The following is a 20,504-nucleotide window of genomic DNA, read 5'->3' as shown; positions in this document are numbered from 1 at the left end:
TTGTTTGGTTAGAAATCGAGGAAGCCGAGAGGCTTCGATCAGGAGTCCACTGCCATGATGGTGCTTTATTCCGGAACGACTTGCCCTTATTCGCACCGTTGCCGTTTCGTCTTGTTCGAGAAGGGCATGGACTTCGAGATCCGGGACGTTGATCTCTTCGCCAAGCCCGAAGACATCGCGCTGATGAATCCGTACAACGAGGTGCCCATCCTCGTGGAACGCGACCTCATCCTGTATGAATCGCACATCATCAACGAATACATCGACGAGCGCTTCCCGCACCCGCAGCTGATGCCCGGGGACCCGGTGGCCCGCGCCCGTGTGCGCCTGTTCCTGTTCAATTTCGAGAAGGAACTGTTTGCCAACGTCAACATCCTGGAAAACCGTGGCCAACCGGTCAAGCCGACCGAGAAGCAGCTGGAGAAGGCCCGCGCCCAGATTCGCGACCGTCTGACGCAGCTGGCCCCGATCTTCCTGAAGAACAAGTACATGCTGGGTGACGACTTCAGCATGCTGGATGTGGCGATTGCTCCGCTGCTGTGGCGCCTGGACTACTACGGCATCGACATGTCGAAGAACGCGTTGCCGCTGCTGAAGTACGCTGAACGCATCTTCTCGCGTCCGGCTTACATTGAGGCGCTGACGCCGTCCGAGAAGGTGATGCGCAAGTAATACACTGCCAGGCATGGACGACAGCAAGGATGGCGGCGGCACCGCTGCCAGCTCGACGCGGCCCTATTTGATCCGCGCCCTGCACGAGTGGTGTACCGACAACGGTTTCACGCCCTACATCGCGGTTCACGTAGACCGTACGGTGCAGGTGCCGCTGGAATACGTGAGCAACAATGAGATTGTGCTCAACGTCGGTTTCGAAGCGACCAGCAATCTGGATCTCGGCAACGAGGTGATCCAGTTCAAGGCGCGTTTCGGGGGCGTGGCGCGCGAAATCATCGTGCCGGTGGATCACGTGGTGGCCATTTATGCTCGTGAGAACGGGCAGGGCATGGCCTTTCCGCCGCCGTCGGCCGATGAGGCGGCGGCGCACCGCCCTGCAGCCACTGCGGCCGCACCCGCTGCGGCGGCGCCACGCGGCTTGCGCCTGGCCACCGAGGCGGATGGGGAGACGGCAGGCGCCAAGCCTGAGGTCACCTCGCCGCCGACGTCGGTGCCCAACGGTGATGGGGATGACGACCCCAGCGGCGGCCCGTCCGGAGGGCGTCCTGCGCTCAAGCGGGTGAAATAACGCCGAGTTTGTCTGGCGCCGCATCGGACTGCGTCTAGAATGCGGCCCACGTTGTTGGTGCTGCGGCATCCACACCGCAAGTTTTAGTGTGCCGGCTTAGCTCAGTTGGTAGAGCAACCGCCTTGTAAGCGGTAGGTCATCAGTTCGAATCCGATAGCCGGCACCAAAAAAGTAAACGGGACCCCGCTTCTGGCGGGGTCCCGTTTTGCTTTTCTGCCCGCAAGTTGCTGAATGAGCGTGGCCCAGCGTGTGCATCGCATCGAGCAGGTCCATGTCGGCCTCGATTCGGAGTTCGCAAATTTCGAATTGCGAAAATCAACCAGGGCGGGGGTTGGTCAGCGCACCAGGCGGGGAGTGGCCTGTGCGTCCTTTGGTCAGGTTCAACATCTGCCTCCCTGCACTCCAGCAGAATCGGTGGCATCCTCCACCTACTGCTGATCCACAGAACCGATTTCATGTCGCATTCCACCGGTGTCCTCACGGACCGACCCCAGACCCTGGGCGAAGAGATCGCCAATGCCATCAGCCACGGTCTCGGCGCCTTGCTGGCGATCGCCGCGCTGCCCATCCTCGTGATTCGCGCCCTCCATCACGGTGGCATGGCCGATGTGGCCGCCGCTGCCATTTTTGCCTCCACCGGCATCCTGCTGTACGGCGTCTCCACGCTGTACCACGCATTGCCAGCGTCACTGGCCAATGGCCGCATCAAGTCCTGGCTGATGCGCCTGGACCATGCCGCCATCTATGTGTTCATTGCTGGCAGCTACACCCCGTTCACCCTCGGTGTCTTGCACACCGGCCCGGGTCTCACCCTGCTGATTGCGGTCTGGGCGGCGGCAGCCTTTGGGGTCACCATCAAGCTGCTGAACCGGCTACGTCACCCGCTGGTGTCCACCGCGCTCTACCTCGCCATGGGCTGGGTGGTGGTGTTTGCCATTGGCCCACTGATCGAACGCACGCCCGGCCCCGGGCTGGTGCTGCTGGTCGCAGGCGGCCTCAGTTACACCCTGGGCGCCATCGTCTTCCTGTTTGACAACAAGCTGCGATATGCCCATTTTGTCTGGCACCTGTTTGTGCTGGGCGGCAGCGTGTGCCATTTCTTCGCGGCCTTGTTCTACGCCTACCGCTGAGGGGCGGAGTGGGCGCATCAGGCGGGGATCAGGCGGGGATTAGGCGAATAGCCGTCCCAGCTGTAGCAGGCAAAACGGCCGGAAGGGCAGCGGCAGCTCAGGACTGCCTGACCTTGATCCGTAGTTCCCCGTTCAGCAGCATCCCTTGTTCCTGCAGCAGGCGCAGCAGCAGGGGCTGCATATGTCTCAGCTTTGTAGCAATCGCAGCGTTGTGTGCCACCACGGTCCAGCCGTTGTCGTCCAGCGTGCCCGCCTGAACGAACTGCCGCATGGGCCCCGGTAGCGCGACGCTGATCGCCGCCAGATGCCGCTGGGAGGCCTGCAAGCGCTGCCCCAGCTGGGCCAGCGTGCCGTGCTGCGACAGGGCCTGGCCGAAATCCATGGGATCCGGCGCCTCCGGTCGGGGGCGGGGCGGCAGGTAGCGGGTGGTCATGCCGCCAGTGTAAGGGTTTGCAGTTGGCCCCACCTGCCGCCCACCCCGGCCCGGCCGTCCCGGACACGGAAAGACCGGGTGCTAAACTCAACGGGTTTTTCTACGCGTGGATGCTGCCGGGCCCGAGCCCTTGCAATGCCACCGCTCGGCCCTCATCTGACGGCATTCCGTGTATCCACGATAAGAACACCACCAGCTTCATGTTGCCCAAGCTTTTGACCCAGATTTTTGGCAGCCGCAATGAGCGGCTGCTCAAGACCTATCGCAAGGTCGTCCAGCAGATCAACGCGCTGGAGTCCCAGTACGAAGGTCTGAGTGACGATCAACTGCGCGGGAAGACCGAAGAATTCAAGAAGCGCATCGCCGCTGGCGAGACGGTCGATGACCTGCTGCCGGAAGCGTTTGCCGTCTGCCGGGAGGGCAGCAAGCGTGTCCTGAAGATGCGCCACTTCGACGTGCAGCTGATCGGCGGCATGGTGCTGAATGCCGGCAAGATCGCCGAAATGCGCACCGGCGAAGGCAAGACGCTGATGGCTACGTTGCCCGTCTACCTGAATGCGCTGGCCGGCAAAGGCGTGCATGTGGTCACCGTCAACGACTACCTCGCCCGCCGTGACGCGGAGTGGATGGGCCGGCTGTACAACTTCCTGGGCCTGAGCGTTGGCATCAATCTGCCGCATGCCCCGCGTGACCAGAAGCAGGCCGCCTACGCCGCAGACATCACCTACGGCACCAACAACGAATACGGCTTCGACCACCTGCGCGACAACATGGTGTACGAAGTTCAGGACCGCGTGCAGCGCGGCCTGCACTACGCCATCATCGACGAGGTGGACTCGATCCTGATCGACGAGGCCCGTACCCCGCTGATCATCTCCGGCCAGGCCGAAGATCACACGGCGATGTACCACGCCATCAACCAGGTGGCGCCCCGGCTGAAGCGCCAGATCGGTGAGATGGACCCCCGCACCGGCGAGGGCGTCATCGAGCCGGGCGACTTCACCGTGGATGAAAAGTCGCACCAGATCTATCTGACCGAAGACGGCCACGAAAACGCCGAACGCCTGCTGTCGCAGACCGGCCTGCTCGCCGAAGGCGCCAGCCTGTACGACGCCGCCAACATCACGCTGATGCATCACCTGTATGCATCGCTGCGGGCGCATCACATCTATCACCGTGACCAGCACTATGTGGTGCAGAACGGTGAAGTCATCATCGTGGACGAATTCACCGGCCGCCTGATGACCGGCCGTCGCTGGAGCGATGGCCTGCACCAGGCTGTGGAAGCCAAGGAAGGCGTGCAGATCCAGGCCGAGAACCAGACCCTGGCCTCGGTCACCTTCCAGAACTACTTCCGCATGTACAACAAGCTGGGCGGCATGACCGGCACGGCGGACACGGAAGCCTACGAATTCCAGGAAATCTACGGTCTGGAAACCGTGGTGATCCCGCCCAACCGTCCGACCGTCCGCCGTGACGAGCTGGACCTGGTCTACAAGACCGACAACGAGAAGTACAACGCCGTCATCGAGGACATCCGCGACTGCCACAAGCGCGGTCAGCCGGTGCTGGTGGGCACAACGTCCGTGGCCAACTCCGAGAAGATTGCGGAGATGCTGGACAAGGTCGGTCTGCCGCACCAGGTGCTCAACGCCAAGCAGCACGCCCGCGAAGCGGACATCATTGCCCAGGCCGGCCGCCCGGGGGTGATCACCATCGCCACCAACATGGCGGGTCGCGGTACCGACATCGTGCTGGGCGGCAGCATCGAGAAGGAGGTCTCGGCCATCGAGGCCGATGAGACCCTCACCGAAGCCGACAAGCATGCCCGCATTGCCCCCCTCAAGCAGGAATGGCTGCAACTGCATGAACAGGTGAAGGCGGCTGGTGGCCTGCGTGTGGTTTCCACGGAACGCCACGAGAGCCGCCGTATCGACAACCAGCTGCGCGGCCGTTCTGGCCGACAGGGTGACCCGGGTTCGTCCCGCTTCTACCTGTCGCTGGACGACCAGCTGATGCGCATCTTTGCCGGTGACCGCGTGCGCGCCATCATGGACCGGCTGAAGATGCCCGAGGGCGAAGCCATTGAAGCCGGCATCGTCACCCGGTCCATCGAAAGCGCCCAGCGCAAGGTCGAAGCCCGCAACTTCGACATCCGCAAGCAGCTGCTGGAATACGACGATGTGTCCAATGACCAGCGCAAGGTCATCTACCAGCAGCGCAACGAGATTCTCGAAGCCGAGGACCTGCTGGCCCAGATCACCCACCTGCGTCAGGGCACCCTGACCGACGTGGTGCGTGGCTTTGTGCCCGAAGAAAGCCTGGAAGAGCAGTGGGACCTGCCGGCCCTGGAACGCGTGCTGCGCGAAGACTGGCTGCTGGACGTGCCGCTGACCGAGCTGCTGAAGCACAGCGAAACGCTGACCGACGAAGACATCCTGCAAAAGGTCATCGCCGCCGGTGATGCCGCCTTCCAGGACAAACTGGACCGCGTCGGCCTGGAGCAGTTCACCCCGTTCATGCGCATGGTGCTGCTGCAGAGCATCGACCAGCACTGGCGTGAGCATCTGGCCTCGCTGGACTACCTGCGCCAGGGCATTCATCTGCGGGGGTATGCGCAGAAGAACCCGAAGCAGGAATACAAGCGCGAAGCCTTCGAGCTGTTCTCCCAACTGCTGGACACGGTCAAGACCGATGTCACCCGTGTGCTGCTGAAGGTGCGCATCCAGAGCGAGGCGGAAGCCAGCGCCGCGGCGGTGGCCATCGAGGAGCGGGCGGAAAACGTCAGCAACGTCACCTACACCCACCCCAATGAAGATGGCTCCATCTCCCAGGAGCCCGAGGTGGCGGAGGGGGCCGCAGGTGCGCCGGCCGAATGGGGCCATGTGGGCCGTAACGACCCCTGCCCGTGCGGCAGTGGCAAGAAGTTCAAGCAGTGCCACGGCAAGCTGGCCTGATCTGATCGGAGCTGAGCCAGCCCAGGCCACTCCCCCAACGGCGCCTCCGGGCGCCGTTGTTGTTTGCAGCCCACCACCGGAGGTCTACTCCCCCCATCTGCGTGACTCAGTGTGGGTTTTCTCACATTAATCGCACATCTGGATGGGGATCCCCCCGCAGGACGGGGAGGCGGCTTGCCCCCGGCTGTGGATACAGTCCAAGCAAGACCCGTCCCCAAGCCCGTCTGGGGCCTCTGAAGCAGAACATCATGAACACTCTTTCCCGTCTCGCTGTTGTGTCCGCCCTGGCCACCCTGGGCGTCGTCGGTACCGCTGTACACGCTGCGCCGGTGCTGGCGGACCAGACCGTCGCGTTGCAGGCGAGCAAGAGCGGCTCCACCCAGACGGCCGGCATCACGTCGGTGCATACCGTCGCGGGTGAGTTCATCGATACCTTCACGCTGACCGGCGCCAGTGGTCTGGTCAAGCTCAATGCCAGCCTGACCACCATCGGCACCTCCCAGGCGCTGGACATCGATTTCATCTCCGCCACGATCAACGGCGTTACCTATTCCATCACCCGCAGCGGTCTGGGCATCAACCCGGATGGCGTGGAAGTCGCCAACCTGTTGAATACGGTGTTGTCGTCGCCGCTGGTGTTGACCATCCATGGTTATGCTGGCGCGGGTCTGGCGGCGGGAACCGCCATCAACGCCAGTTATTCCGGAACTTTCAACGTGACCCAGGTGCCGGAACCGGCCAGCCTGGCACTGGCCTCCGCCGGTCTGCTGGGCCTGGTGGTGTCGCGCCGCCGCAAGGCTTGACCCTTCAATCAATAAGATTCGCGCCAGAGAGGACCCCCCATGCAACGCTTCATTCGCCGTCTGCTCCCCTTGCTCGCCGCAGGCGCTGTGGCCCTGACCGCCGCCGGCCAGGCCCTGGCCCAGGTGGGGGCACAGGGGCTGGACCTCGATGTCGATCTGGTGACCGGGACCAATGGTCTCAGCTACACCGGTGCCAGCATTGCGAAGCACACGGAGGCGGGCAGCTTTACCGACACCTTTCACCTCTGGCTGTCCAGCACGTCCTCGGTGGAAGTGAGCCTGATCACCACCAGTGCCAGTGATGACCAACTGATCAGCTTCAGCAACGTGTGGCTGAATGGCGTGGAGGTGCCGATCTACACGCTGGATGGTGGTGACGGCTCCTTCACCAGCTTCGGCAACCTGACCCAACTGGGGCTGAGTGGCGACGTGTTGCTGACCGTGCAAGGGTATGCCGGTGGCGCTCTGGCTCAGGGCACCAGCATCGCTGCCACCTACACCACCAACTTCAATGTCATCACCTCGGCCGTGCCGGAGCCGCAGGGGGCTGCCCTGATGCTGGCCGGCCTGGGCGCCGTGGGCATGGTGCTGCGCCGCCGCCGCAAAGACTGACCCACGGCGGTCACCTCTTGCAAAAGCCTCGCCATGCGGGGCTTTTTGCTTTGTCGGAGGTCTTGCTGCCCCTGATCCACCGAAGCCTTGAGATCGGAAACGTCAGCCCGTCTGCGGCTCTTGCGGCTCTTGCACCACCAGTGGCCGCTGGCCGGTTGTTTCCGACCCGCATGTCCGGACCGCTCCAAGCAGCGCCTGAGCGCTGCCAGGGCGCCCCGGGCGATGGCCATGACGCCGGCCCGCACATTGCCGCCGTAATGCCAAAGGCCGCTCCTACAATGCGCGCCACGATCGTTCGGTGCCTCTGCGGGGGCCCGTGTCCACTTCTTCCCGAGCAGCCCTGCCATGCCTGTCAACCTCACCGCCCCTGATCCCCAATCCCTGCTGCCCGTGCCCGGCGTGCGGCTGGGCGTCACGAAGGCGGGGGTCCGCAAGGCCGACCGCCGGGACCTGACCGTTGTGGCCCTGGAGCCCGGCGCCAGCGTGGCCGGCGTGTTCACCCGCAACCGTTTCTGTGCCGCACCGGTGCAGGTCTGCCAGGAGCATCTCGCCCACGGCACCGACATCCGTGCACTGGTGATCAACACCGGCAATGCCAACGCCGGCACGGGCGCGGATGGCCTGGCACGGGCCCGCCAGACCTGCGAGGCACTGGCCGGCCTGCTCCAGGTGCAGCCCCAGCAGGTCCTGCCGTTCTCCACTGGTGTGATCATGGAAACACTGCCGGTGGACCGCATCGTGGCCGGCCTGCCGGCCGCGCTTGCAGCGCTGGGTGACGACCAATGGGGCGAGGCCGCCGCTGGCATCATGACCACCGACACGCTGCCCAAGGCCTACTCTCGCCAAGTTCAGATCGGCGGCCGCACGGTGACCCTCACCGGCATTTCCAAGGGCGCCGGCATGATCCGTCCCAACATGGCCACCATGCTGGGTTTTCTGGCGACGGACGCGGTGATCGCCCCCGAACTGCTGCAACCGCTGGTGCGTGAAGCGGCGGACCTGTCCTTCAACCGCATCACCATCGACGGCGACACCTCCACCAACGATTCCTTCGTGCTGATTGCCACGCACAAGGCCGGACATGCGCCCATCACCTCGCTCACCAGCGAGGACGGCCGCGCCCTGCGGGATGCCGTGGTGGCGGTGTCCCAGCAACTGGCCCAGGCCATCGTGCGGGACGGGGAAGGCGCCACCAAGTTCATCTCGGTGGTGGTGGAGGGGGGCCGCACCGAAGAGGAATGCCGCAAGGCGGCCTACGCCATTGCCCACTCACCGCTGGTCAAGACTGCCTTCTTTGCCAGCGACCCCAACCTGGGCCGCATCCTGGCCGCTGTGGGTTATGCCGGCATTGATGATCTGGACCAGAGCCTGATCGAACTGCATCTGGACGACGTGCATGTGGTCACCCAGGGCGGCCGCCGTCCGCAATACCGGGAAGAAGATGGCCAGCGCGTGATGAAGCAGAGCGAAATCACGGTGCGGGTGGGCCTGAATCGCGGCACGGCCACCACCACGGTGTGGACCTGCGATTTCAGCCACGACTACGTGACGATCAACGCCGACTACCGGTCCTGATCGCGCCGCGACGGCTCAGAAGTCCACGGCTCGTGCGCGCATGCCGCGTGCGAGCAGGGTGGCATTGATCAACTGCGCTTCCTCGCGGCTGGCAAACGGCCAGACCGCTGCGCGCCAGCCTTCCTTGGTCTGGAAGACGGCGCCGTTGACGGTCTGCGTGCCGCCCCGCAGGGTCTGGCCGACCATGTCCTGCATCCGCACCAACTGGGCCTCCGCTTCCGGCTTGGTCTTCTGCGGCAGCCCGACCAATGCCACCAGCTTGCTGCCCGACGCGCCGGGCGTGATCAGCTTGCTCAGGCCGGCATCATCCACGGCCAGGCGCCGTTCGGCTTCGGTGGCGGGCGTGGCGGGCTTGCTGCCGCTGTCTTTGGCACTGTCGCTGGTGCCGTCCTTCTGAGCAAGGTTTTGCCCCTCCCGGGCGGCATCTTTCTGCCCGTCCTTGGGCGAGGTCGCGGTTGCTGGCTTGGTGCTGTCCGCTGCCTGTTTCGGCGTTGAAGCGCCCGGGCCGGCGTCTTTCTGCGCCTGTTCTTCGCGCATGCGTTCCACACCGGATTGCAAACTCGGTCGTCCGCCATTGGTGCGGGGTTTACCCAGCACCGGGACACCCCCACCACTGGCCGCCGGCGCGGCGGACGATGCCGCAGGCGCCGATGCCGCCGCCGATGCCTCGCCGGAGGGCGCTGAAGCGGCTTCGGAAGCGCCTGCGGCGGGGACGGCCGCGCCTTCTCCCGCGTCGGCGGCGGAGGCTTCCGACGCCGAGGCCAAGGGCGCGGAAGCTGCCGAGGCGCTTGCATTGGCAGCCGTCGCAGCAGGGCCCGACGCGGTCGAAGCCGCTGAGGACGCAGCCGATGCGGCTGATGCCGCCGCCGATGCCGCTTCGGTGGATTCCTTGGAGGCACGCGGCCACAACGCCCAGGTGATCAGCGCCAGCAGCAGCACCGCCACCGCCGCCACAGCTCCCAGCCGGAGGGGGTCCAGCGCGCGTCGGCCCAGGACCCGGTCGCGCCGTCCGACCAGCACCCGGTTGCGCGCGGGGCCGGCGTCGATGGCGGCGCTCAGCAGCACCAGTTCCATCGGCCAGGCACCGCTTTGGGTCACGCCGCCCGATTCCAGTTCACTGTTGCTGATCTCGACCCGGCGCAGCGGCAGATCGTCCGGGGCGCTGGTGAAGCCGTTGTCCACCGCCATGGCGGCCACGGCGTCCGGTTTCAGCCCCGGGATGAAGACATCGCTCCAGGCGCGACGCGGGCCCTGGGTCGTCGCCTTGCTGCGTTGCCAGGGCCAGCGGCGCGGGGGGCGTGCGGGTGGTTCTACCGGGGTGTTGGTGCCCGGCGCATCCAGGCTCGGCTCTTTGGGCAGCGGCTGCGCGAGAAAGGGCAGGGCGACCGCGCCAACGGTGTGGACGTCCTGGGTGGTGATGCGTCGGGCCAGCGGATGCCGGTTGTGCCAGTTGACCAGCAGCCAGGCCACTGCATCCGGCGCAGGCCCTTCCCAAGGGGTGCCCGGCGCGGAGGCCGCTGCGGGCGTTGCAGGGGATGCCGCCGCCCCACCCGCCGCCTCTGCCGCCGCCCCGCCTGCTGCCTCTCCCGCCGAGAGGGACGGTGTCATGGAAGCCGTCACGGCAGGCCCCATGGATGCCGACGTAGGGCCGGAGGCCGGCACCGGTGCCGGCGGCGTTGAGTTGTCGCTTGACCCTGCCTGTTCATCCATATGGGCTCGGATTATGTCGTAGCCCAGCCCCGGCCAGGGCAGCGCAGCCCCGTCCGAAAGTGCAGGAAGCACGGTGGAGGGCGCCTGCGTCCGGCGGTTGTTGACCGATGTTGAGGGCCCCACGTGATTGGCTTGTGAAGTGGGCATGGGATTTGTATGGTGGAGACATATGCCCGCCTTGTTGTCCCCCGAGATGTCCCCGCCCGCCCACCGTCTGTTGATTGTCCAGGCGCTGTCCGTACAGCCCTTGGCGGAGGTGCTGGAGGAGAGCGGCTACGAGCTGGTCCGTGCCGGGGACGCCATGGCGGCCCTGGAGGGGCTGGCGACGCAGCCGCGGCTGATCCTGATGGACATGGAGTTGCCGGACCTGCCCGCCGATGCGCCGGTGGAGCTGTTGCGCCGCCTGGCGGCCAGTGGCATTCCGGTGGTGACGCTGAGCCGCCGACAGGATGTGTCGCGCAGTGCCGCGCTGATGGCGGCAGGCGCCACGGACTGCCTGCTCAAGCCGGTCCGCCTGAGCGAGTTGCTGGCACTGATCGAGCGCCGCATCCATCCCGCGCCCACCACGACCCCGGAGGAACCACAACGCCCGGTCGCCAGCATGACGGTGCGGGAGCGCGACGGCCATTGCAGTTGGCAGACGCCGCAGGCCCGCGCCCTGATGGGGCAGTATTTCCCGGCCCCCTGGGTCGACCATGCCCGGCTGCCGCCGGAAGTCCTGGCCTGGCTGCACCGTGAAGCCCTGCGCCGCCGCGCCGGTGCCGTGCCTTCCGGCCTGACGGTGGCGCCCCGGACGGGCCAGATGCGCCAGCGCCTGAGCTTCAATCTCATGCCCGCCGACCCGGAAGTCATCGGCGCAGGCCATTGGCTGCTGGTGCTGCATGAGGGCGATGAGGCCGCGCTGGTGGCCCGTCTGGCCAAATCCCTGGCGCTGCCGCTGGCCGATGCGGAACTGCTGTACTGGACCCTGGGCCAGCCCGTGCCGCGTCAGCAGGCGCATGAGCTGGGGCTGAGCGATACGGCCTATCAGGCGCGCATGCGCGCCTTGTGTGAGCGGCTGGGGGTCAATGACCCCGCCCAAGCGGTGGCGCGCGCCCGTGGCGCGTTGGTCCGCGCAGGCTGACAGAGCACCCCACGAGCACCCCACGAGCACCCACCCAGTGCCGAGCGAGGACTGAAAGGGGGCGCGGGGCCTCCGGGCGTGGGCCGCGCAAGCGAGAGGGATTCCGCGACAATCCGGGCTGGCTCCGCTGGTTCCCCCCATGTTCAGTTCCCTTGTGTCTCCGCCGCCCGCCCCGGGTACTCCCCCCGATGAACGCGAGCGCTTCATGCGCCTGCTGCGCACCGCTGTGGCCGAACGGCGGCTGGAACGGCTGCTGCTGAGCAAATACCAGGGCAGCAGCGACATCGAGCGTTTGACGGTCCGCCTGATCGAGCTGCGGGGTGAACCGGCCTTGAGCTTCCTTTGGCGCCACGCCACCAAGGACATCACCCGCAACCATTCGCTGGAAGAAGGCGTTGTCCAGGTGGGGCAACTGCTGGGGGAGATGTTTGGCCAGGCCAACCTGGACACGCCGACGCAGGAGGTGCAACTGAGGTTCAGCCGCAAAGGCAAGCCCTTGCTGCATGTGGCGCACAAGCTCCCTCAGGAAGCCGGCGAGCACCCGCTCAAGCCCGAAACGTCCGCCCCCCGTGCAGCCGCCCCCTCCCTGGCTTCCGAAGCGTCACAGACCTTGGAGGCGGTCCAGGCGCCCCAGGCCGCGAATGTGGACGCCATTGCCGCCGGCCATGACCGCCAAAAGCCCCGCGCCTTGTCGCTCAGCAGCCCGTTCTGGCGTGAACTGGGGGTGACGCATGAGGTCAAGGGGCGGGTGGATCTGGTCCCGGCGATGGCCCGCAAGTGGAAGCAGATCAACAAGTTCATCGAGATCTTCGCGGCGGCACTGCGGCATGCCGGTCTCACCGAAGCGGGGACCCTGGTGCGGCTCGCCGACTTCGGATCGGGCAAGGGTTATCTGACCTTTGCCATGCATGACTATCTGCGCTCCGCCGGCCTGGCGCCGGAGGTGGAGGGCGTGGAGCTTCGTCCGGACATGGTGAGCCTGGGCAATGCGGCCGTGCAACGCCATCACCTGCAGGGCCTGCGGTTTGCGCAGGGCGATGTGCGCGAGCGTGACGACATGCGGCTGGAAGTGATGGTGGCCTTGCATGCCTGCGACATCGCCACCGACTACGCCATGCATGTGGGCCTGCGCAGCGATGCCCGCATCATCATGTGCGCCCCATGCTGCCACAAGGAAGTCCGGCCGCAGATGCGCGCACCCGCCGCGCTGCGTCCGCTGCTGCAGCATGGCATTCACCTCGGGCAGGAGGCCGAAATGGTCACCGATTCCGTTCGCGCGTTGTTGCTGGAGCTGATGGGGTATGACACCCAGGTGATCGAGTTCATCGCGCTGGAGCACACCAGCAAGAACAAGATGGTGCTGGCGGTGAAGCGGCCTCACGGCGTCTCGGCGTCCCGCAAGGCGGAACTGGTGCAGCAACTGCAGGAGATCAAACAGTTCTATGGCCTGCGGCAGCAGACCCTGGAGACTTTGTTGATCCAGGACGGCCACCTCCAGGCGGCTTGAGCACCGCCCCTGCAGCGCACAGACCCGTGGCCCGGACCGGTGGCTGCCTCATTCTTGAGCAGAGCAACATTTCCCCTGAAGAATCAACGGGTTGACGCAACCGGCCTCAGCTTCTCCCACGACTTGTCCACAGACGGCGTGGGTAACCCCACCTGGCACCCCCACCTGGCACCCCCACCTGGCACCCCCACCTTGCCCGGGCGTCTGTGTTGAAGCAGCCCGGAGGGGGTCAAGGCGGTGGCGGGAGGTGAGGATAGGGGAGCGCCATCAGTTCCACCCACATCTGCTGACCTGCGGGCCCCTCCAGCCACTGGTGCCGCTGGGCGTGGCTGGCTGCCGCTCGAAGGAGGTTGTACACGGCCGGCGACGGCGCCTCTGTGTACGCCTGCACCGGACCCGTGATGCCCTCGGGTTCCCACAGCAGCTCGCACCATTGCTCCGGGTCGATCAGTTTCCTCGAGACCGCGTCCTTGGAAGCGTTGAGCAAAAGCTCCACCATGGCGGTATTTTTCTCAGCCACCGCCGTTGCGAGGGCTGAGTGTCCCGGCCTGGTCCGCCCATCCAGAAGGTCGCGGAGCACCTCTTTGGGAAGCGCTGCCGTCTCAGCCTGTGCCCGAAGGGTGTCCAGGTATTGCTCCACTTCTGCCAGCCTGCCCGACTTCACCGCAGTGATGAGGGCCGGCGCCTGCGAGTGGTCGCGGCTGTCGGGAGGGTTGATGAGCGGACCCAGGTGCGCCTGCGAGATGAGACCTCTTTGGTAGGCGTTGAAAGCCAGCTTGATGCAGCTTTCGACTGCGAAGGGCTTCGCCCAGGTGTTCAAGGCGCAGACCATCATCGGCAGGGCCTCGGAGCCACGAGGTCGGCCTCGAGCCTCCAGCAACTCCATCACTTCGTTCTGATTCAAAAGTTGCCTGCTGTGGAAGGCGGCGAGGATGTCCAGCCAGACATTGGTGCGAGCCTCCTCATCGACGGGTGATTTGATGAGCCGTCGAATGAAGGGCACGCCGGAAGCAGGACGAGCCGACAGCAGATCCACCAGTGAACGGGTGTCAATCAGGTCCTCGACCCTGGCTTGCATCACGCACTCAATCCAGACACGCCTGCAGGTGTCCTCATCATGACGCTCAATCATGGTGCCCAGACCGGTCGCACCGAGATGGGAGCGGCAAGCCAAGGCTTCAGTCAGCCTGTAGCTCGACAGCCGTTCCGCCTTCGCATGGTTCAGGAGCTGCATCAGATGCGCACGGAGCGCGTTGGCATGAACGTGGACGATGGCCTCCATCGCACCCGAGTTGCCCTCCTCTGGCTTGCTGCACACCATGGCTTCTATCTGTGATGGACTCAGGAGCCCGCGCCTGCCCAGCTCACCGATCAGATCGTGAAACCATTCCACGCCATCCGTGTGGCCCGCTGAAAGGGCGCCGGCGCAACCTGACCCGTACACCGGCCCCTCCAGGAGTGGCTGCAGCTGTCCGGCGCTGAGCCTCCCCCAGTCAGCCATATCCACCATCTCCTGGGCGAAGACCTTCAGCGTCTGCAGTGACCCTGCACGCATGGCGTCCTGGACCGGCACCTCCAGAAACCCCCGCCATCGCTGACTGCGATCGGGGAAGGTTTCGCAGCAGTCGGAGAAGAGCTTGAGCAGCGCACGAAGTGTCCCCTCGTTTCCCGCCAACAGGGCTGCCCCGATCAGCGTCCGGCCGTTGGGCTGGGTGAAGATTGATGGCATCTCAAAGTGGAACAGGGTCGGCAAGGCATTGCGAACCATGTTGATCCAGAACTGTTGCGTGGCGATGGAAGCTTGCAGCACGGCGCGGCGCAAAATTCCGGGACCGCCCGCCAGCAAAACCCAGGCTCTGGCGGTTTTCTGGGGGGCAGATTCCACCACTTGGGCCAGCACCTCATGCATGCCCCAGTCCGTCAGGGGAGGCAGCAGCAGCTTCAGGACAGAATTATCCAGGGGCAACTGCGGTCGCAGCCACTCCAGCGTCTGCGCAGGCCCCAGTTGATTCAGCAGCGGCAGTACCTGTTGCTCCTGCTGAAGCCATGTCACGGGCAGCGTCATCAGCGTCTCGGGGCTTTCGTTGGCAATGACGGCAGTGGTGATGGCGGGCCGGACCGGTTCCGAGGGCTTCAACTGGTTCCACGCCAGCGCATGATGCAGGCGCACCGAGGTGGGCGAGAAGTCTCTTTGTGGCGGCACCCGCTCCATGACGACAAACAGCCGCCAATCCAGATGCTGCAGTTCCCACTCGCTATCGGCAGACTGGCCACCCATCAAGCGCTGCGGCGTCCGACGCACCAGCAGACCCTGTCGGGTCAGCGATTCCATCAGATCCAATGCGACCAGCGACAGATCCTTGCACCAATGGATCTGCCCCGTGTCGGGGTCTTCGGTGAGAAGATGGTTCAAGGGGATGGGACCGAACGTCGCGCCCAGGCGGGTGTGAGCGTCGTTGATGGCAGGCATGAAATTGCCGAGGTCCCGGCCGTCTTGCCACTCCGGCGGCAGCTCGGCCATCAGGCGCTGCATGTAGCGCTCGGCCAATTCCTGCACCAGTTGTGCCGGCTGGAGTTGTTGGCGCAGCATCTCCGGGCATTCGTCGAGCTGCTGCTGGGTGACCAGGCCCGTGCCGAAGCTGAGGCAATCGTCCCGGTCCGCTCCCGGCAGATCCAGCGCCAGTTTGAGCCGGTTGATCATATGGACTTCCATCTGCGCGCGCCAGCGCTCGCGGTTCCCGGCTTCGGCGGCGGGCCCTTTGTCCCTGCAGACGAGCGCTTGCAGCAGTGCGTCCATCCGCTGCACCAGCAGATCGTGAAATTCCCGGTGGAGCCCCCCGGGCGCCTGATCGAGCTTCAGCGCGGCTTCCTTGAATGCGGCACCGCCGGACCGGCAGCTGCGGAGTTGGCTGGCCAGTTCGCGTAGCGCCTGTTTTCGCTGCCCCAGAGCGATCGATTCCTGCTCCAGACGCAGACAGAAGCTGTCGAAATGCCGTTTGGCCGAGCCATACACCTGGTCCATGCAACCGTTGAGGATGGATGTACGCTCGTCGGCCAGAAGATTCTTGCGGAAGTGCTCCAGACCAAGCGTGATGGTCTGCCCTTCCGCAGGGCTGAAGTGCTGTTGTGCAAATGCCTTGCACTGGTCAATGCGTTGCAGCCATTGAGCCTGCGCCAGGTTGAACAAGACGGACTGCTTGAACAGTTCAAAGTCTGTGGGGCAGCGCGGGTCCAGCACATTGAAGGACACCCAATCCTGGGGCGGATCTGGTGGCGCCAGCGTGGCTGGAGGGGGCTGGAAGGCGGCGGCCGTGTAGAGGTCGGCCACCTGGCTTGCAAATGAAGGGGTCGTGAGCCGGAACATGGAGCGTCTTCGGGGGGTGGGGGGGGACAGCACACTAGGCGCGGCGGAACTGCAGCCCGAATACCGACGAGCTTGGGTTGAGTCGTAGGCGCTTCGGAGCAAATGCCCGGGACACGAGTGGGTCCAGCCGTTCGAAGTCGGGCTGGGTGAGCAACCCCAGCCCTCGGGACACTCGCAGGGTGTTGTGAAGCAGTTGGCGGATCTCCGGGAGCACTCTTAGGGCGCGTGCGTCCAGTGAAACCTGAGCGCTCAGGAGGAAGCCGAGATGCTCGCGCCAATCTTCGGCATTGATGAGATTCTGCTGCAGCGCCCGGAGGGCAGCGTTGAGCAGCATTTGCAGCATGTCCGGTGATCCCTGCTCCACCGCGACGACGGTCGACAGAGTGTCCGCGCCGGAGCGGCCATCCAGAATCCGAAGCAGGCAGACACTGCTCAGCGGACGTTCCTGGGCATGGTGAAGCACGGTGTCCAGATAGACCTGTATGCAGGCATGGTGGCTTGCGCGGACCGCAGCGTTCAAGGCCGTCTGGTGAGGCGTGGTGGCAGCGGCCGACATCAACAGCCGCTCCAGACTGTCCGGTGTAATCAGACCTTCGCGTTGGGCGCGAAAATAGAAACCGATGCAAGGCTCGATCATCTGGGGCAACGAGGCGCTCGCCATGTGGGCATGTAGCAGCGGTCGGCGGGAACCCAGATGGGGGGGAATATTGGGCGCCAGCAGTTGCTCCACTTGAAAGGGCGACACCACGGCCTGGTCCTTCAGCCACTTCACCAGGTCCAGCCAGGCCGCCAGAGCGGGTTCGGCGTGAGGCTGCAACAGTTGACCAAGCACCGGGTGACCGAAGGTCTGATTCCCGGCGATCAATGTCTCGATGCCGTCCCGCCAGAGTTGGCTCCTGGCCCGCGCGTCAGCCACAGCCTGTCGCCACACCAGCAGACAACGGTTGTCCGGGTGATGCCTGAGCATGTGGAGCAGGCCCGCATCGTCGTCGCCGCACATCAACGACTGCCTGAGCACGCCCGATTGGATGAGGACGGCCTCGGAGGCGCCGATCATCCGGTTCAGATAGGCCTCCAGCGTGTCCGCATGGCCGTTCAACACGGCGCAATAGGCGCCGGGCGGCTGGTTGACCGCCACACATCGCACCATCGGTTCGATGTCTTGAATCCTGAGAAGACCGTCCTCGTGCAGTGTTTGCAGCAGATCAAAGAAACCGTGTACCACCGCAGTCTGGCCGTACTCCAGGGCCGCGTGACACCCCATCCCCGGGACGACACCCTCGATCAGCGGGGGGAGATGTATCGCCTCGCTCCAAACGGATGTGGCGATGGTCCGCAGTTCCCGCCCCAACTGGGCGAGGGCGTCGACCCGGCCCAAGCGCATGGCGCGTTGAATGTCGCATTGCAAATGGGGTTGGACATGGCTCCTGAGCACTTTGCCAGCGACACCGGCAGCCTCCAGCAGGACCATCAAGATCCGGATGTGTTCGGGCCCGCCATGCACCAGCGCACGGCTTAGCAGCGACGCACCGCCGGTGGGGGAGAACATCTCGCGGACGGTGTTGATCGTCAGTACATGCACGGTGCCGGAAAACACGATCCCCCATTGCCTGAGCGTCTCTGGACAAGCCTGGGCCACGGCTCGATGCAGGATGCGGCCGCCGCCACCCAGGAACAGCCATTCATCCAGACGCAAGGAATGCGTCTTGAACAACTGCTCCAGCAACGGCGCCATGCCCAGGTCGGTGAGGGCGGGCAGGATCAGCCGGAACTTCTCACGGCTCCAGCGTTGGCCTGTCAACCAGGCCGACGCCCGTTCCATGCCCAGGCGACGCAGGAACTGCACCACCTGGTCTTCCGCCGTGAGCCACCCCAGCGGCAATTCCATCAGCGCGTCCGGTGAATCGGAGACCAGGAGGGTGCGGACCAGGTCTGGCGGGATGGTCTGGCCCGGGTGTTGGGCCTGCCAGCCCTGTGCATGGCGCAGACGCGCCGACGTAGCGTCGGGCGGGGCCGCCGCCGGGCAGTGCTCCACCACGTAGAAGAGTCGCCCGTCCACCTGCTCCAACTGCCAGCGCCCTTGGGCGGATTCGCCAGTGGCCACTACCACCGGCTGCCACCGATTCACCCTGTGGACCGCTTCCAATGACCGCAGCAGGTCCAGGATCAACAGCGACAGATCGGCGCGCCAACGGCACTGGCCGGTTTCTTCATTGATCTCCAGCAGGCTCTTGGGGTGGACCTCGCCATAGGAGGCATTGAGGTGACCGATAGCGTCGGTCAGGTCCGCATAGTGACTGCTGAGGTCGGCGTCTGCCGGTGCGGATTGAATCGCCTCCGGCAGTCGGTCCATCAACTGCTCCCGGTAGCGCTCTGCAAGTCGCCGCACCACGTGTACAGGTCGCAGTTGCTGCGTCAGCAGTTGCAGACACTCCGCCAGACTCGAAGGCGTCACCAGACTGGGAGATTGAACGAAGGGGTCGTCTCGATCGGCGCCGTACAGCCCGAACTCCAGGCGCAATCGGTTGACGGCATGGACCTCCATGTTGTGGCGCCATTGCTGGTTGGGCGGACCGAGTGCAGTGTCCTGTGCCACCCATTCGCGCAGAAGCGCATCCTGGCGCTGCTGAAAGGCCTCGAGATAATGACCGTGCAACCCTCCTTGCTCCAGATCCAGGGCATGGGCGGCCGTAACAAAGGCGGCGCCGGTGGCCAGACAGGTGACCAGCGCAGCGGACAGGTCCTTCAAGACGGACTTGCGCACTTCCAGGGGGATGTCGTTGCGCCACAGCCGCTGGCAGACCAGGTCCATGCACCGTTTGGCTTCCCCATACAGCAGCGGCATCCGGTCGCCCGCAAAGTCTTCGCCGTAGCGCCGTTGAAGCCTGATGCGGAAGTGCTCCAGATGGTCACAGATCCACTCTGCTTCGACCCTGGTGAAGTGGCTGTGAGCGAAGTCCCGACACTCGTTCAACCGCAGCAGCCACTGTTCGTGGGTCTGCTGGAATTCAGGGGAATCTCGAAAGTGGTGATAGGCCGCCGAGCTATCGTTCAGGGGACCGGTATAGGAGAGGGAGGGTGCCCCACCCCCGGACGCCCCGGACGCCCCGGACGCCTCGAAAAAGGGGGAGCGCGGGGGTGTCGGTGGCGGGTCGAGCGCTGTGCTGGGGTACAGCTCGGGCAACGCATCAATGAAGCCGGTGACGGACGGGCGGAACATGCCACTGAGTGGGTGCTTCGGTCGGGCTGCCCCACCCCCGTATAAGCCAATCTTTGGGTGCTCACCGACTTGTTCAGGCCGGTGACGCCTGCGAGCAAAGAAAAAAGCCCGACTTGCGGGGCAAGTCGGGCAAAGGCGCGGGACACCGCCTGGACGTCTGCGCGAGGCAGGACGTGGAGCTGCGGCGTAGCGAATACAGCGCACGGGCGCCGGAACGGGCAGCTTCAGGGAAGCTGCGTCCAGGGCGCGTCTGAAGGGGGGGGCTCAGGCGGGGCCGTGAGGCACCGCGAGCCGGTCCGCTGGCCGGGACCGGCTTCCGGGACGCCAGGGCGTGGTGGAGTCGGTGGGGGCGTGGCGGCGTGTCGTCATGGGTTGAATCTTCGCAGCGGGAGCTGGGCCTGTCCGCCGGAGAACCGGGGGCAAATCCAGCCAAACAAGTGGACGAATTTCACGGCCAATTCCGAAGATTGGCCAAGGATTGGCCTCCACTGTCATCGGGCGGGAGTGGGGTGGCCCGCCAGTGATGCGAGGTCTGGTTGGACTTCAATAACCCACACCCGCCGACGTGTGCGAAGGTCGCCTTTCACGGGCGGCAGGCAGATGTATGCATGAATCAGATCGCGCATCCACATGAATGTCAGTGCTGCATATGCGTTGGACGAAGCTGACTTAACAAGGTGTAAAGCCTCGCGACACATCGGCATTGAAAGACGGCAGAACCGTTATTCTCAAGACCGCTCAACGCAGAGTGAAGCGACACATCACAACAACCACGGGGACATCGCCGCAGCCTTTGGTCTGCATCTTTCATGTCCCCTGCTTGTGAG

15 protein-coding genes and 1 tRNA gene are annotated in these 20,504 nt (G+C 65.0%); 12 read left to right on the top strand and 4 right to left on the bottom strand.

The features are described 5' to 3' along the window. The first annotated feature begins 54 nt into the window (after window positions 1–54). The 4 genes from OU995_RS26000 to trhA all read left to right on the top strand — a co-directional run bounded on the left by OU995_RS26000 (window position 55) and on the right by trhA (window position 2,373). Window positions 55–672 (top strand): glutathione S-transferase N-terminal domain-containing protein, encoded by a 618-nt coding sequence (locus OU995_RS26000; protein ID WP_058934185.1) that lies wholly within the window; start codon window positions 55–57, stop codon window positions 670–672. Window positions 673–685: 13 nt separating this feature from the next. Continuing rightward, a complete protein-coding gene (locus OU995_RS25995) occupies window positions 686–1,243 on the top strand; it encodes a ClpXP protease specificity-enhancing factor (RefSeq protein ID WP_267833058.1) in 558 nt (185 codons plus the stop codon). Window positions 1,244–1,333: 90 nt separating this feature from the next. After that, window positions 1,334–1,409: transfer RNA gene (locus OU995_RS25990), tRNA-Thr, on the top strand. A 289-nt stretch (window positions 1,410–1,698) separates the two neighbouring features. Further along, a complete protein-coding gene (gene trhA / locus OU995_RS25985; RefSeq protein ID WP_267833057.1) occupies window positions 1,699–2,373 on the top strand; it encodes a PAQR family membrane homeostasis protein TrhA in 675 nt (224 codons plus the stop codon). Between the two features lie 97 nt (window positions 2,374–2,470). Here trhA and OU995_RS25980 read toward each other — a convergent pair whose 3' ends face one another. Beyond that, entirely contained in the window at window positions 2,471–2,806 is a 336-nt protein-coding gene (locus OU995_RS25980; RefSeq protein ID WP_267833056.1) for a DciA family protein, read from the bottom strand. Between the two features lie 200 nt (window positions 2,807–3,006). Here OU995_RS25980 and secA point away from each other — a divergent pair, with 200 nt between their 5' ends. From secA to argJ, 4 genes are all read left to right on the top strand, one after another. Next, on the top strand, window positions 3,007–5,763 hold the full coding sequence (gene secA / locus OU995_RS25975; RefSeq protein WP_267833055.1) for a preprotein translocase subunit SecA: 2,757 nt from the start codon (window positions 3,007–3,009) through the stop codon (window positions 5,761–5,763). Between the two features lie 248 nt (window positions 5,764–6,011). Continuing rightward, window positions 6,012–6,566 carry an FxDxF family PEP-CTERM protein gene (locus tag OU995_RS25970; protein ID WP_267833054.1) on the top strand — a complete coding sequence of 185 codons (555 nt, stop codon included), beginning with the start codon at window positions 6,012–6,014 and terminating at the stop codon, window positions 6,564–6,566. A 39-nt stretch (window positions 6,567–6,605) separates the two neighbouring features. Beyond that, the gene (locus OU995_RS25965) at window positions 6,606–7,178 is read left to right on the top strand and encodes an FxDxF family PEP-CTERM protein (protein ID WP_267833053.1); all 573 of its coding nucleotides are present in this window, start codon (window positions 6,606–6,608) and stop codon (window positions 7,176–7,178) included. Window positions 7,179–7,523: 345 nt separating this feature from the next. Further along, on the top strand, window positions 7,524–8,753 hold the full coding sequence (gene argJ / locus OU995_RS25960; RefSeq protein WP_267833052.1) for a bifunctional glutamate N-acetyltransferase/amino-acid acetyltransferase ArgJ: 1,230 nt from the start codon (window positions 7,524–7,526) through the stop codon (window positions 8,751–8,753). Window positions 8,754–8,768: 15 nt separating this feature from the next. Here argJ and OU995_RS25955 read toward each other — a convergent pair whose 3' ends face one another. Then, complete coding sequence (locus OU995_RS25955) at window positions 8,769–10,361, bottom strand: hypothetical protein (RefSeq protein ID WP_267833051.1); 1,593 nt, start codon at window positions 10,359–10,361, stop codon at window positions 8,769–8,771. Window positions 10,362–10,632: 271 nt separating this feature from the next. Between OU995_RS25955 and OU995_RS25950 the strand changes: the two genes are divergently transcribed. Further along, window positions 10,633–11,586 (top strand): response regulator, encoded by a 954-nt coding sequence (locus OU995_RS25950; protein ID WP_267833050.1) that lies wholly within the window; start codon window positions 10,633–10,635, stop codon window positions 11,584–11,586. 139 nt (window positions 11,587–11,725) lie between these two features. Then, window positions 11,726–13,093 (top strand): class I SAM-dependent methyltransferase, encoded by a 1,368-nt coding sequence (locus tag OU995_RS25945; RefSeq protein ID WP_267833049.1) that lies wholly within the window; start codon window positions 11,726–11,728, stop codon window positions 13,091–13,093. A gap of 229 nt (window positions 13,094–13,322) precedes the next feature. Here the strand turns inward: OU995_RS25945 and OU995_RS25940 are convergent, their stop codons facing one another. Then, window positions 13,323–15,614, bottom strand: coding sequence for a hypothetical protein (locus OU995_RS25940; RefSeq protein ID WP_267833048.1), 2,292 nt, complete (start codon window positions 15,612–15,614; stop codon window positions 13,323–13,325). 57 nt (window positions 15,615–15,671) lie between these two features. Between OU995_RS25940 and OU995_RS25935 the strand changes: the two genes are divergently transcribed. Both OU995_RS25935 and OU995_RS25930 read left to right on the top strand, forming a co-directional pair. Then, window positions 15,672–16,019, top strand: coding sequence for a hypothetical protein (locus tag OU995_RS25935; RefSeq protein WP_267833047.1), 348 nt, complete (start codon window positions 15,672–15,674; stop codon window positions 16,017–16,019). Between the two features lie 63 nt (window positions 16,020–16,082). Continuing rightward, window positions 16,083–16,436, top strand: a complete 354-nt coding sequence (locus tag OU995_RS25930; RefSeq protein WP_267833046.1) for a hypothetical protein — start codon at window positions 16,083–16,085, stop codon at window positions 16,434–16,436. Window positions 16,437–16,491: 55 nt separating this feature from the next. Here the strand turns inward: OU995_RS25930 and OU995_RS25925 are convergent, their stop codons facing one another. Beyond that, window positions 16,492–19,677 (bottom strand): hypothetical protein, encoded by a 3,186-nt coding sequence (locus tag OU995_RS25925; RefSeq protein ID WP_267833045.1) that lies wholly within the window; start codon window positions 19,675–19,677, stop codon window positions 16,492–16,494. Between the last annotated feature and the right edge of the window lie 827 nt (window positions 19,678–20,504).

The organism is Roseateles sp. SL47 (genome assembly GCF_026625885.1).
Taxonomy (GTDB): Bacteria; Pseudomonadota; Gammaproteobacteria; order Burkholderiales; family Burkholderiaceae_C; genus Roseateles.
Note: the sequence above shows the minus strand (reverse complement) of the source record. Positions and strands in the feature narration are given on the sequence as shown.